This is a genomic window from Salinispora sp. CH2A1_6, from assembly GCF_056820975.1.
On record NZ_JBXEDG010000016.1, the window covers coordinates 224,941 to 237,989 of the forward strand.

At 70.3% G+C, this 13,049-nt stretch carries 10 protein-coding genes; 5 read left to right on the forward strand and 5 right to left on the reverse strand.

The features are described 5' to 3' along the window. Positions 1-63 precede the first annotated feature (63 nt). Together AC1UKG_RS22040 and AC1UKG_RS22045 are read left to right on the forward strand one after the other, a co-directional pair. Positions 64-1,377: a M48 family metalloprotease gene (locus AC1UKG_RS22040; RefSeq protein ID WP_482643068.1), complete on the forward strand. Its 1,314-nt coding sequence runs from the start codon at positions 64-66 to the stop codon at positions 1,375-1,377. A 25-nt stretch (positions 1,378-1,402) separates the two neighbouring features. Further along, positions 1,403-2,662 (forward strand): zinc ribbon domain-containing protein, encoded by a 1,260-nt coding sequence (locus AC1UKG_RS22045; RefSeq protein ID WP_026271581.1) that lies wholly within the window; start codon positions 1,403-1,405, stop codon positions 2,660-2,662. A 174-nt stretch (positions 2,663-2,836) separates the two neighbouring features. On the opposite strand, the gene AC1UKG_RS22050 is transcribed toward AC1UKG_RS22045, so the two are convergent. Both AC1UKG_RS22050 and AC1UKG_RS22055 read right to left on the reverse strand, forming a co-directional pair. Next, positions 2,837-4,396: a hypothetical protein gene (locus tag AC1UKG_RS22050; RefSeq protein ID WP_482643067.1), complete on the reverse strand. Its 1,560-nt coding sequence runs from the start codon at positions 4,394-4,396 to the stop codon at positions 2,837-2,839. Positions 4,397-4,838: 442 nt separating this feature from the next. Beyond that, entirely contained in the window at positions 4,839-6,518 is a 1,680-nt protein-coding gene (locus AC1UKG_RS22055) for a DNA repair helicase XPB (RefSeq protein ID WP_482643066.1), read from the reverse strand. A gap of 423 nt (positions 6,519-6,941) precedes the next feature. Here AC1UKG_RS22055 and AC1UKG_RS22060 point away from each other — a divergent pair, with 423 nt between their 5' ends. Next, positions 6,942-7,178, forward strand: a complete 237-nt coding sequence (locus AC1UKG_RS22060; protein ID WP_018729089.1) for a hypothetical protein — start codon at positions 6,942-6,944, stop codon at positions 7,176-7,178. Between the two features lie 81 nt (positions 7,179-7,259). Here the strand turns inward: AC1UKG_RS22060 and AC1UKG_RS22065 are convergent, their stop codons facing one another. Continuing rightward, a complete protein-coding gene (locus AC1UKG_RS22065) occupies positions 7,260-9,722 on the reverse strand; it encodes a helicase-associated domain-containing protein (RefSeq protein WP_482643065.1) in 2,463 nt (820 codons plus the stop codon). Positions 9,723-9,930: 208 nt separating this feature from the next. On the opposite strand from AC1UKG_RS22065, the gene AC1UKG_RS22070 reads away from it, so the two are divergent. Next, on the forward strand, positions 9,931-10,317 hold the full coding sequence (locus tag AC1UKG_RS22070) for a cold-shock protein (protein ID WP_012184346.1): 387 nt from the start codon (positions 9,931-9,933) through the stop codon (positions 10,315-10,317). On the opposite strand, the gene AC1UKG_RS22075 is transcribed toward AC1UKG_RS22070, so the two are convergent. After that, on the reverse strand, positions 10,278-11,171 hold the full coding sequence (locus AC1UKG_RS22075; protein WP_482643064.1) for a 1,4-dihydroxy-6-naphtoate synthase: 894 nt from the start codon (positions 11,169-11,171) through the stop codon (positions 10,278-10,280). The genes AC1UKG_RS22070 and AC1UKG_RS22075 overlap by 40 nt on opposite strands. 67 nt (positions 11,172-11,238) lie before the next feature. Between AC1UKG_RS22075 and AC1UKG_RS22080 the strand changes: the two genes are divergently transcribed. Beyond that, positions 11,239-12,492 (forward strand): MFS transporter, encoded by a 1,254-nt coding sequence (locus tag AC1UKG_RS22080; protein WP_018744676.1) that lies wholly within the window; start codon positions 11,239-11,241, stop codon positions 12,490-12,492. A 55-nt stretch (positions 12,493-12,547) separates the two neighbouring features. Here AC1UKG_RS22080 and AC1UKG_RS22085 read toward each other — a convergent pair whose 3' ends face one another. Next, positions 12,548-13,012 carry a hypothetical protein gene (locus tag AC1UKG_RS22085; protein WP_026271580.1) on the reverse strand — a complete coding sequence of 155 codons (465 nt, stop codon included), beginning with the start codon at positions 13,010-13,012 and terminating at the stop codon, positions 12,548-12,550. Positions 13,013-13,049 lie beyond the last annotated feature (37 nt).

Consider the following 13,049-nt stretch of genomic DNA (forward strand, 5'->3'; position numbering starts at 1 on the left):
GCCCGGCAGGCGTCCGTGCAACAATCCGTTCGTTTTCAAGGGCGAGGATCATGGGAGTCGACCGTGCAGTGCGCGAACTGCGGCAATCACATTGATTCGGCAAAGGGCGAGTGCCGCTGCGGCGCTTCGTTACCGCAGCCAATCGGAGCGGAGGTGCCCGGCCCGCGACCGGCGCAGCCGATCTCTGTCCCGCCGCACGTTGTCCAGCCGGCCCGGGGGCAACGTCTCTTCGCCCGTCCTCCTGGCTATCCGACTTTCGTCTCCTGGCTGGTGACCGGCGCGTTCCGGAACCGGCGTGGTGCGCTCGGCGCGTTCATCGCCGCCTGGTTCAACCTGCCGCTCGCCGTGTTCGTCGGCGGTTTGGGAATCGTGTACGGCGGGATAGCTGGCTACCTCGGTGGGTTCACCAGTGGCAATGAATTCGGCCCCGATTTCCTCGCCGAGGTTCCCCTGCTCGGCTCGCTGCTCAGCGGTGCCACGCTTCAGGTGGGCGGTGTGCTCGGCCTTCTGGTCGGCGTGCTGCTCGGCTGCCTGGCCGGGTTCTTCGGCGGCTTGTTCGTGCCGTGGTCTCTGGTCACCACCGAGCCGGGCTACGCCGTCGGCTACTTCGTGGCCCAGACCATCGTCGCGATTCTCCTCAGCATGCTCTACACCAGCTATGGAATCGCTACCGAAGGATGGCGGTTCCGGGCTGCCGGCTACCGCGAACCAAGCCGTCGAGAAGGGGAACTACTCCAGCCGATCCTTGCGGACTGCGCGACGCGGCTGCAGCTTGACGCGTACCCGAAGCTGCTCATTGACGACAGTCCCGATCCGCTCGCGGTCAGCGGGACTCGACACGTGGTGATCAGCCGCGGACTGCTCGACGAGTGTGACTACGCGCCCGAGCCGATCGCTGCGGTGCTGTGTCACGAGCTGACGCACTGGCGCAACGCCGACCCGGTGTCCGGCCTCTTCGTGCGCGGGCTCGGCCTGCCGCTCTACCTTGCCTACGCGTTGGTCACGTGGCTGCGGCAGAGCTTCCGGCACCCGATCTTCTCCCTCGTCCTGGCGCTCAGCACCTGGCCGCTGTTGCTGACCGTCCGGTACTTCGTCGTGCCGATGCAGGCAGCGGGGAACCGAGCCGCCGAATACCTCGCCGACCAGGGCGCGATCTGGGCGGGGCACCACGTCGGGCTGCGGCAGGTGTTGAGCCGGTTCCGGGGAGGTTTCGACGGGGCCCGCAACGGGTGGGAACTCGCTGTCTGCGCCAGCCACCCCCCGAACGAGCTGCGTTTGGAGCGCGCCGAGGCGCCCGGTGTTGACTATCCGCTGCCCGACCGCGACTCACCGGCCCGTCCGCTTCCGGTGGTCGTTTCCAGCTCACTCCTCCCGTGACTGAGCCGACCGCGGAGAGGCAGCGATGACGACGATTCACGCCTGTGCGAAGTGCCGGACCGTGCTCCTTCCGGGCCAGCAGGGGTGCGTGCGGTGTGGCCTTCCGGCCGCTGAACAGTCGCAGCAGTGCTCCACCTGCCACCGCTTTACCGCGGTGGACGCGCGCTACTGCCCCGCTTGCGGACAGCGGCTGGGGCAGCGGTCGCCGATGCCCGCCAGTGACCCGGCTACGGAACCGGAACTCGGCACCGACCCGGCAGCCCCGCTGCCGTCGCCTACCGCGTTCACCACGGTGCGTAACCCTAATCGCTGGGTGTATCGGCTCACCGGCCTCGGTCTGGCGGTGCTGTTGACCGGTATTACCGGGCTCTACGTGGTCCACAGCGTCTTTTACACCCCCGAGCGCGTGGTCGAGGAGTATTTCTCCGCCCTCTCCGAGCGGGACTTCGCCGCCGCGCGTTCCCTCCTGGAGGAGCCGTCGAGGGAGGGCCCGAACGACCCCGGGGAGCTGCCGTTGATTCCCCTGGACGCGTCGTACCAGCCGCCGTCGGCGGCGGAGGTGACCTCGATCCAGGAGCTGAACGAGATCGAGCTGGCGGGCGCTCCGGCTGGAGCCGACCGTGCCGACTGGCGGTTGGCCAGCGTTACGTACCGGGTCGGTGACCGTACCTATCGGGAGATGCTGTATCTGCACCGGCAGGAACGGAAGGAGCTGGGTGTTCTCCATGGCTGGCAGATCTATGGCGGAGTCAATGAGCTGACCGTGCCGGTCTGGCACGACGACGCGCGGGTGCTGATCAACGGGCAGGCGGTGCCGGCCCGCGACAGGTACGCGAGGGCCCGCGTCTTCCCCGGCGTCCATGAGGTGCGACTGGCTGATGACCTGCTCTTCGAGGCGGAGCCGGTGGTCCTGGAGGTTGGCCTGCTGGAGCCGCGCGAGGCACGACTGCGGCCGACCGTCAGTGAGTCGGCGCGCGGCGAGGTCGAAAGTCAGGTGAAGGCGTACCTTGACCAGTGCGCTGCGAGCACCGACCCGTCACCGGAAGGTTGCCCCTTCTCATGGGTGGTGTTTGGGCCTTCGCAGACCGTTCAGTGGACGATCGAGACGTATCCGGAGATCGAATTCAAGATGCGTGGCAGTGCGCTCGCTGTTGCCGGCTGGTCGGGACGCGTCACCGTGACGTACAGCAGTTTCGACGGGACGAAGGACGATTTCGACACCTCCTTCTACGTCACCGGTCGGGCCGCAGTGGCTGACGGCAAGATAACGTTCCGCAGCGACTGACAGCAGCAACCATTCCAGTGGCATGTCGGCAACCCCGCCCGGAGCAGACCTTGTCGTTAATCGGACTGCAGCCCGCCCAGTTCCGCAGCCTGGTCCGCTGGTCGCCGAGTGTGGCGGTGACACGATCGCCCGATACTGCCGGCCGGGCCGGCAGTATCGGGCGCGCACCACGAATCAGCCGGGTTCGTTGTCCGCGATGCGGATGAGGCCACCGACGGCACCGATGTACGCGGCACCGTCGGGTCCGATGGAGATCGGGGCGTAGTGGTTGTTGACGAGCGGTCCGGCTCCGGCCAGCCTGCTCCATACCCGTTCACCGGACCGTACGTCGATCGCGGTGAGGTACCACGCGTCCGGACGTCCAAGCAACTGGCCGCCGGGGCGGAACGCCAGTTCGTCGGCAGCGGGGTGGGTGTAGGTGTACAGCAGCCCGTTGGCCAGCGAGACCTTGCTGACCACACTCGGGATCCGCTCGACCGTGTTGGACCAGTCGACGGAACAGTTTCGGCCGGGGTAGTCGACGTGTATCCGGGTCAGACCCGGCACCGTGTCGGGCTGCCTGGCCCCGGTCAGCCCTTTGAGTAGCGCCCGTCCGTCGAACTGGTATCCGTAGTTGTTCTCGACGATGATGTCACCGCCGACGGCGACGAGGCTGTTCTCGGTGGCGCTGGTGCCGGCGGGAAAGACCGGCTGGGCGCAGATGTCGGTCGGTCCGTTCTTGCCGCGGGCGAACACGAGTACCCGCATGGCCGGATCGGCGTTGTCGGTGATGGCCACGTAGCCCCCGTCCGGGCCGGACGCCGGGCCGATCAGGGTGGGGGTGGTGCCGCTACCGTGGCTGAACTGGCCCGGTTTCTGTCGGCTCCCTCGGTCGTAGGGGGCGCGCCAGGTGACCTCGGGCCGGCCCCTGGGGGTGGCGTCGAACCGGTAGAGCGCGCGGTCGCTGACGACAAACACTCCGCCGGACTCGTCCACGGCGATGCTGTTGGCGATCTGCTCGCCGTCGAGTTTGTGCGTTTTGATGCGGCCATTGGTCATGTCAAGGGTGCCGACGGTTCCGTCCTCGGCGGCGAACCAGAGCAGTCCCGACCAGTCCGGCAGCGCCGACACGATGCCGCTGGTGCCGATGGCGGGGGTGAGGTCGTAGCGGCGTTGGGGCGCGAGGTGGTCGCCCTGGACGGCGACGACCAGGATCTCGCCGGTGTTGGTGGGGATGATCGCCTGGTCGTGGTTGTCGAGGTAGAAGTACGCGCCGCCGACGGCGTCGGTGGGGCTGGCGCTGGCGGCGCCGGGCAGGCTCAGGGCGGTGATCACGTCGAGGGTGTCCGGATCCAGGAGAAGTAGCCGAGGTGCCTGGCCCGGGGTGATGCAGACCGTGATGATCCGGCCCTTGGAGTCGAAGGTGACCGAAAGACACACCCCGCCCTGCAATCTGCTGCTTACCGTCAGATCGTGCCCGGAAGGGCCGGGAATCTGGTAGGCATCGGTCTGGTAGGCGTCGCCATGCATGTTGCTGGTGCCGTTGGCGGCCATGAAGGGATGGTGCGGCACCTCCCGGTTGTCGATCGGGTGGGCTGTGGCCGGCTGACCCGTGAACGGCTGTAGTCCGACGTCGCGGGGATCGAGGGGGATGGGGAGGTTACGCCCAACCGCGCTGTCGACTGCGGTCGTACTGGGTAGAGTCAGGCCGATTGCCGTCATGACGGAGACCAGGGCGAGACTTCGCTTCCGCATATTCATGGTCCTGACTGTCGACGGATATCGATAGCGGGTGAAGTGTAGAGGTGTGTCGGTTGCGTCGGCAATGGGTGGTAGAGCCGCGGCGGGGGCGATTGCCTGGTTCGTCAACCAGTAGCGTGATCGCGGATGGTCGATAGCCAGAGCCGCTCCGCATCAGAAGGACAGGTTGGACCCTCTGGTTGATCTATGCCTTGATGCGCGACATCCGGGGTTGACGAGGAGTTCCTTCTCCGCCGGTTTCGCTTCGGACCCTTCCGCCAAGGGCTTTCCGACAAGGAACTTGAGGAATTCCTGAAGGAGCGGGAAGAGCTGCTGGTGGCAATGACCCGGAAAGCCCTACCTGATCGTCGTGATCCGCCCGGCCGGGCGGGGCCGTGGCGACCCCGCTCGGGTGCCGCGGGTGGTCGAACGCGGAGTCACCCCTCGCCCGCGCGGATCAGTCGACCGAGGGTAGCGACGGGCCGAGGACATCGTCGGCGTCCACGATCGTGTACGCGTACCCCTGCTCGGCGAGGAAGCGTTGCCGGTGAGCGGCGTACTCGGTGTCGATCGTGTCCCGGGACACCACGGTGTAGAAGTGCGCCTGCCGGCCGTCGGCCTTGGGCCGGAGCACCCGGCCGAGCCGCTGCGCCTCCTCCTGCCGGGAGCCGAACGTGCCCGACACCTGGACCGCCACCGCCGCCTCCGGCAGATCGATCGAGAAGTTACCCACCTTCGAGATCACCAGAGTTCGTAGCTCACCGGAGCGGAACGCGTCGAAGAGCCGCTCCCGCTCCCGGTTCGTGGTGGACCCCTGGACGATCGGTGCGTCCAGATACTCCCCCAGCTGGTGCAGCTGGTCGATGTACCCGCCGATCACCAGGGTCTGCTCGCCCGGGTGTCGGTCGAGCAGGGCCTTCACCACCGGCAGTTTGGTCCGGGTGGTCGCCGCCATCCGGTAGCGCTCCTCGGCCTCCGCCGTCGCGTACGCCATCCGCTCGGCCTCGGTGAGCGTCACCCGTACCTCGGTGCACCGGGCTGGGGCGATCCAGCCCTGCTGTTCGATGTCCTTCCACGGCGCGTCGTACCGCTTCGGACCGATCAGGCTGAACACGTCCCCCTCCCGGCCGTCCTCGCGAACCAGGGTGGCGGTCAGCCCCAGCCGGCGACGGGCCTGCAGGTCGGCGGTGAACCGGAAGATCGGTGCGGGCAGCAGGTGGACCTCGTCGTAGACGACCAGACCCCAGTCCCGCGCCCCGAACAGGTCCAGGTGGGTGAAGGCGCCGCCGCGCCGGGATGTCAACACCTGGTATGTCGCGATGGTGACCGGACGGATCTCCTTGCGCTCGCCCGAGTACTCACCGATCTCCGCCTCGGTCAGCGACGTGCGGGCCACCAACTCCCGCTTCCACTGCCGTCCCGCCACCGTGTTGGTCACCAGGATCAGCGTGGTCGCCTTCGCCTCGGCCATCGCCGCCGCCCCGACCAGGGTCTTCCCCGCGCCGCAGGGCAGCACCACCACGCCGGACCCGCCGGCCCAGAACGCCTCCACCGCCTCCCGCTGGTAGGAGCGCAACGTCCACGGCTTCCCGCCGTCCGCGCCGGCCTCGGCCAGCTCGATCGAGTGGGCCTCACCGTTGACGTACCCGGCCAGGTCCTCGGCCGGCCAGCCGAGCTTGAGCAGCGCCTGCTTGAGCCGCCCGCGTTCGGACGGATGCACCGCGACGGTGTCGTCGTCGAGCTTCGCGCCGAGCATCCCGGCGAGCTTCTTGCTCTTGGCGACCTCGACCAGTACCACCCGGTCCACGGCCCGCAGCACCAGGCCGTGCGCCGGGTCGTTGATCAGTTGCAGCCGGCCGTACCGGTCCATCGTCTCGGCCACGTCAACCAGCAGGGCGTGCGGCACCGGATAGCGGCTGTACGTGATCAGCGCGTTGACCACACCCTCGGCGTCGTGACCGGCGGCCCGGGCATTCCACAACCCCAGCGGGGTCAGCCGGTAGGTGTGCACGTGCTCCGGTGAGCGCTCCAACTCGGCGAACGGTGCGATCGCCAACCGGCATGCCTGCGCATCGGGGTGCTCGATCTCCAACAGCAGGGTCTTGTCCGACTGCACGATCAGGGGTCCACCACTCACGTGAGCGCCTCTCTTGATCTTCGGATGCCGGCTGTCGAACCGGGCAGTGGTGCCGCGAGACGACCAACCAGTGTTGCACGCCCCGCACCGGATGCAGGAATTTGCGCGCGCCATGCAACCTGGCGGGGCACTGGTACGTCTTGCAGGGTGACGACTAACACGGGCGAGTTTCATGTTCCTGCTTCCGGGTCGCGTTCCGGACCTTGCCCGCACGGTCGTCACGCTGGTCGGCGCCGGTGCGTACGCGTTCGATCCGCAGCCGAGGACGGCGGGGGCGGAGGGCCCGCGTCGGTCGGGGCGGCGGATTCGCCAACGGGGGCGGGCGCAACGCCCGGGCCGGACCGGCCGGTCGAGGTGCTGGCCCACGGCCGTTGTGGGTGTCACCCTGGACCTTCGAGCTGTGCCGACGGCGGGGAGGACGGAATGACCCTCGACCAGGATGTGATGGCCGAGACGCCGCGGAGACCTGCTCCGCCCGTCTCCGCCGGCATGATGGTCGCCTACGTGGCCGGCGGAGTGCTCCTGTTCGGTTGGTTCCTGTTTGGTCTGCTGGTGCAGCAGCAGGGTCTCGTGGACTCGGTCGGTGAGACCGCCGGTACGGCGTTTGGTCTGCTGCTGGTGGTGGCCGTGGTCGGCACGTTCCGCCGCGACCGGCGCTGATCCGTCGGGATCCACCCCGCCGCGACCGGCGCTCACCCGCCACGACCCTCCCACCGCGACCGGGGCTGTGCAGTCCGGCGGTCAGTCCGCCAGCACCGCTGCCGCCACCCGGTGTAGGGCGAAGGTGTGCAGCATGTCGGTCCGCTCGTCTTCCGCCCGGAGGTAGCCCGCCCCGATCGAGACCGGCCGGACCAGCCGGGAGGCGGTCGCCCCGTGCGCGTCGACATACCCCACCCAGACCAGCGCCTTGTCCCGAACCGCTTGCTGGAGTACGGCCAGCGCGTCGGTGTGGCGGTGCGCGGCTCCGGCGCCTTCCTGGCCGCGGAGCAACGCCGGTGCCCGCTGTGCGGCCCGGGTGGCGGCGTCGCCCCGCCGGATCTGCTCGACCATGCCGAGGAGCCGGGGCATCGGGAGCCTCGGGGCGGCGAGCGGGTCGACGATCCGGGCGGTGCCCGGCGAGCGCGCCGGTGCCCGGCGGGTCCTGGGTCGGGTGAGCACCGCCGCGCCGGTGGCGTCCTCGGGCACCGGCGCGTAGCCGGCCTCGCGCAGCATGGCGAGCAGGCGGTTGACCGGGCCCGGAGTGACGAGCACGGTCGGCGCGAGTCGGCGGAGGGCCAGCACCTCCAGCCGACGGTCGGCGAGTACCTCGCCGAGCAGCGCCTCATCGTCGCTGCGTAGGTACGCCCCGGTGGCGCCGACCCGCAGCCCGCCGTGCCGGCGGGCGACATCGTCCACCAGGTAGGTGAGCCCCTGCGGCACCGGGGTCCGCGAGCGTCGGGCGAACAACCCGTGTAGGTCGTCCGCCGAGTAGCCGGCGTCCAGCGCCCGCCGGATACTTGCCGGGTTCACCCGGTGCACGCTGGCTCCGCCGGCCGACTCGTGCTCGGCCACCACGTCCAGCTCGGCGGCGAGCGTCGGGTCAGCCGGTCCCGGTACGACAACGGTCAGATCGGCCTGCACCAGGAAGTGATCAACCGGGGCGGGTAACAGCCCGTCCAGTGCCCGTACCGCCGTTGACGGTTCGCCGTCGGCCTGCAGGCCCAGCGGGTCGTCAGCGCCCCGCTGCTCGCTGGCGGTGGTGTCGGCGAGCAGCAGCCGCCCGTACGAGGTGAGCGCCCCCAGCCCGGTCACGCCCAGCGTGGCCGCCTCGGTCAGCACCTCCCGGTGCGCCGCCTCCCGTCCCCGACTGCGCCGGGGCGCCCGCCAGTCCAGCAGCTCCAACACCTCGTCCGGGGTGGGTGCCGTCGCCGGCTCCAGGTCGGCGAGGACACTGAGCGCCGCCTGCCGGGCGATCGGCGCTCCAGCACGTTCCGCCTCGGGGGAGAGCACCGTGATCGGGCGGTCCCGGTCGTCGCGGTGGCCGACCAGCCCGGGTTGCCGGGTCATCGTCAGCCAGGCCCGGGCCAGCTGCTCCCACCGTTGCGCCAGCGAACCGGCTCGCCAGGCCTCGTATCCGGCGCTCGGCAGCACCTGGTGTTCCGCGCCGGAACGGGGCGCGGCAACCCCAGGGGCCTCCAGCTCCCCGGTCAGCCCGGCGGCGTGCGCCGTCTCCAGCAGCAGTGCGGCGGTCGGTTCGTCCAGGCCGAGGGCGCGGGCCAGCCGGCGCAGGTCGCGGACGCCCAGGCCCCCGGAGCGAAGCACCGAGGCCGGCTCTGCGGCGAGCTGTTCCAGCAGCGCCTCGGCCTGGCGGACCACCTCCATGGTCTGCCCCGCCCCGGCCGAGTCGACCGCCTTTGGTTCCCGGGGTGGGGCCGCGACCAGCGGCGGGTCGGTGGGCATGGGACCGAGCGCGCCGGTGTCCCGGCGGAGCAGAAGCCCCATCTCCCGGGGCAGCTCGACAGTCCCAGGCCGGCCGCCCCCACCGGTGGTGACCGAAACCAGGAGCCGGTGGTCAACCAGCCAGCGCACCGGTGAGCCGGTCGGTGCGCCGCCGTTCGTGGGGTCCGGTGGCAGGGCATCCTCGGCGCCCAGGGGCGGGGCCTGCAACGCCCCCGGTGGCACGCTGCCGACCGGCGGGCCGGCGGCGAGCCGATCCAGGATGGCCCGCGCCGACGGCGGCGCCGAGAGCAGGGTGCGCCGCAGCTTCGCCGGGTCCGCGCAGAGGGCCGCCGCCCGCGAGTCCAGCTCCGCTGCCGGCCGGCCCAGGCCGGCGGGGTACGGGGAGATGTCGTCGATGCCGCCGATCACGTGGAGGCGTTCGTCGGGTCCGTACAGCAGCAGGCGGGATCGGAGCAGTCGCACCGCTTCGCGGACCGCGGCCGGGTCGGGGGGGCGCGCGTTGGCGGCGGCCATGGCGAGGATCACGTCGAGGCCGGTCGTGTCGGCCCCTGCGTCGCGGGTGAGCCGGGCGGCGTCGAGGACCTGCAGCGTGAATCGGTCCAGGCTGTCGAGCACGCGGGCCACCGATACCCGGGACTGGGCTCGGATGGCGAGCGCGGCGAGGTCGGTGGGGACCGGTACGACGAGGTCCGGCCGCTGCTGGAGCAGGGCCGCGAGCGCCTGGTCGGGAAGCGCACGCAGGTGGTCGGCGAGTGAGTTGGTCATCGTCTTTCCACGCTAGCCCGACGGATGCCCGCTCCGCCCCTCGGTCGGCCAGTCGCCCCCGCCGCACCGGTGACCGCCGGACCCGTGGCAGCCGTGGCCGGGGTGGCACCGGTGCGCGATGATCTCACTGGATTCCCCGCGGCGCCCGACGCCGCGGTCCGGCTAGCCTTAGAGCAGTAGACGTCGTGAGTGAAGCAGAGGTTTTCAAGTGCCGACGGGTCGAGTGAAGTGGTACGACGCGACCAAGGGATACGGGTTCGTCACCAGTGACGAGGGCGGCGACGTGTTCCTGCCCAAGGCTGCGCTTCCAGCGGGTGTCACCGACCTCAAGGGTGGGCAGCGGGTCGATTTCAGTGTGGTCGACAGCCGTCGCGGTGCCCAGGCGATGGGGGTCAAGCTGTTGGAGGCTCCACCGTCGGTGGCGGAGCTACGTCGTCGCCCGGCGGAGGAGCTGCATGGCCTCGTCGAAGACATGATCAAGGTGCTGGAGGCGAAGGTGCAGCCGAACCTACGCCGAGGCCGGTTCCCCGACCGGAAGACCGCGCAGAAGATCGCTCAGCTGGTCCACGCGGTCGCCCGCGAGTTGGAGGTCTGAGGCACCAGGCCGGCGTCGGCAGCCCGGCCCAGCAGCGCGTGGACGGCGGCGTAACCGGCTTCACCCAGGTCGGCGGTGAACTCGTTCACATAGAGGTCAATGTGCTGCTTGACCACGTCGGGCTCCATCTCCTGCGCGTGCCTCAGCACGTACTCGCGGCTGGCCGTCGGGACCGCCCAGGCGCGGTGGACCGACTCCCGGATCCACCCGGTGGCGGCCTCGGGGTCCACGCTGCCGCGGCGGGCGAGAATCGCGCCGAGTGGGATCGGGAGGCCGGTGTCGGCCTCCCACCACTCGCCCAGGTCGACCAGGGCGGTCAGCCCGTGCCGGGGGTAGGTGAACCGGGCTTCGTGGATCACCAGGCCGGCGTCGTACCGGCCGGCGGCGACTCCCGGCATGATCTCGTGGAACGGCACCACCTCGATCCGGGCGGGTGGCCGGCCGGCTGACCAGAGCCGGAAGAGCAGGTAGGCCGTGGTCCGGTCACCGGGTACGGCAACCGTGGCTCCGGAGAGGTCGGCCCGATCCGGGACCCCGGTCACCCGGCTGCCCGAAGCCCCGGGTGACGGAGCAGGGGCGAGCGTCGGGTCGGGTCGGGTCAGCACCAGGGGTCCGCATCCGCGGCCGAGTGCTCCACCGCAGGGTAGGAGGTGGTAGTCCTCGAGCAGCCACGGCAGCGCCGCGTAGCTCACCTTCACCAGGTCGAACGCGCCCCGCTCGGCGGCCGTGTTGGTCACGTCCACGTCGGCGTAGGTCACCGTGACCGCGGGGGCGCCGGGGACCTGCCCGTGCACCAGTGCGTGAAAGACGAACGTGTCGTTGGGGCAGGGCGAGATCGCCAGCGAGAGCGTCACGCACCTACGGTAGCCCCGCGGTACGGCCGTTCCGGGCCGGCCTTGTGGCAGCGGCCAAGATCCGGCATTGTCCGATGGTCCAGATCCGCATCCTCGCCGCCGGAGGCACCAACTGCCCACCTCGTACCTGCTCTGGCTCGTCGGGATCCTCGCCTCGCTGCTGGGCAACTCGCTGTTCTACTTCGCCCTCGGTTGGCAGGCGAGTGCGCATGGCGGTGCCATCGCCGGTCTGGTGCTCACCGCCATCACGCTGCCGCGGGTGCTGCTACTCCTGATCGGTGGGGCGGTCGGGGATCGGGTGAGCGCACGTCGAGTGCTCATCATCGGCGATGCGGCGATGCTCGTCTTCTCGGTCGCCCTGGCGGCAGCGGCCTACCACCTGGGTGCGCCACCCTGGCTGTTGCTCACCGCCGGGGTTGCCGTGGGGGTCGCCGACGCCTTCTATCTGCCAGCGTCCGGTTCGATGCCGCGACGGCTGGTCAACCCGGACCAGCTGTCGCGGGCCCTGGCGCTACGTCAGGCCGGCGGTCAGGTGGTGGCCGTGGGCGGCGGTCCGCTCGGCGGGGTTCTCGTCGGGTTGGCCGGGCTGGCGGGGGCCGCCCTGGTCAACGCGGTGACCTTCGCCGCGGTACTGATACTGCTGATCGCCATCCGGCCGCGGTACGGCGGCCCGCCACCGCCCGCGGGCAGCGGGGTTGTCCGCGACGCCCTCGACAGCCTCCGCGTTGGCTTTCGTGATCCGCTCCTGCGTCCCGGGTTGACGATGACCGGGGCCGCGGCGGCGTTCCTGCTCCCGGTGCTGTCGTTGCTGGTCCCGCTGCTCGCGCGGGCGGAAGACTGGGGAGCCGCGGCTGTCGGTCTTATTCTTGGGGCGCAGAGCATCGGCATGCTTGTCGTAACCCTGGCTGTCGCGCGCCGAGGCCCGCTCGGCCGGCCCGGTCTCCTCTCCGCCTGGGGTCTGTTGACAGCGAGCACTGGTGTCCTCGGACTGGCGCTCTCACCCACCGCACCTGTCGCCGTCGGCGCGGCGGTGGTCCTGGGACTCGGGAGTGGTCTCTTCACCGCGCACATCGGGCCCCTGATCCTGGGGACGACCCCGGAGACGCACCTGTCCCGTATTCAGGCCCTGCTGACCCTGGTGCAGAGCCTGGCTTCGTTGGTCATGCTCAACGTGCTCGGCGCTGTCGTCGACCACCGTGGTGCGGTGGTGGCGGTCGTGATCTGTGCGGTGGCCACCAGCGGCACCGGGCTGCTGGCGCTTCTGTCCGCGCCGCTGCGCACCACGCGGGTCGGGCTCACGACAGTCCCGGTCAATCGATGAACGTTCGAGTGGTGCTGCCCGAGCCGCGCACCCGTCAGCGCTGCCCCGGCCACGTTTACGGAGCTCCCGCCTCCGGCGTGGCCTCGTGCCCCGGCAACCCGTGGCTACGGCGCCGCTGCTTCATCTCCGCCTCGTAGATGTGCCGCCGCCCACCGGCCAGGCGCTCCCGTGCGTCCCGCTCGATCTCCTGGAACGTGGCGTAGTAGCCGTCGTCGAACTCCTCCACGACCTGGAACGTCCATCTCCCGGGTAGCACGTTGCGGCCCAGCAGCTCGTGCTCGACCCGGTCGGCCACGTCGTTGTGCCCGGCGTCACGGAGTAGCCGTACCACCCGGTCGAGGGTGAGGTCTGCCTCCCCGATGAGCTGGTGTGCCGAATACAGGTGACCGCGTGCCCGGTGGACTGTCTCCAACGCCTCGCTCAACCCGCCCAGTGCTTCGACGGTGGCGTCATCGACCCCTGCCGGTCGGGAGTGTTCCGCGTCCACTGACCGCTCCTGGTCTGGCATGGCAGCTGACATACCCCGCAATCGCCGGACCGCACCCGAGGGCGCCCGC

Coding starts and splice junctions, on each gene's coding strand:
- AC1UKG_RS22045 (WP_026271581.1), top strand. CDS start 1,403: ATGACGACGATTCACGCCTGTGCGAAGTGCCGGACCGTGCTCCTTCCG.
- AC1UKG_RS22085 (WP_026271580.1), bottom strand. CDS start 13,012: ATGTCAGCTGCCATGCCAGACCAGGAGCGGTCAGTGGACGCGGAACAC.
- AC1UKG_RS22065 (WP_482643065.1), bottom strand. CDS start 9,722: ATGACCAACTCACTCGCCGACCACCTGCGTGCGCTTCCCGACCAGGCG.
- AC1UKG_RS22060 (WP_018729089.1), top strand. CDS start 6,942: ATGACCCTCGACCAGGATGTGATGGCCGAGACGCCGCGGAGACCTGCT.
- AC1UKG_RS22050 (WP_482643067.1), bottom strand. CDS start 4,396: ATGCGGAAGCGAAGTCTCGCCCTGGTCTCCGTCATGACGGCAATCGGC.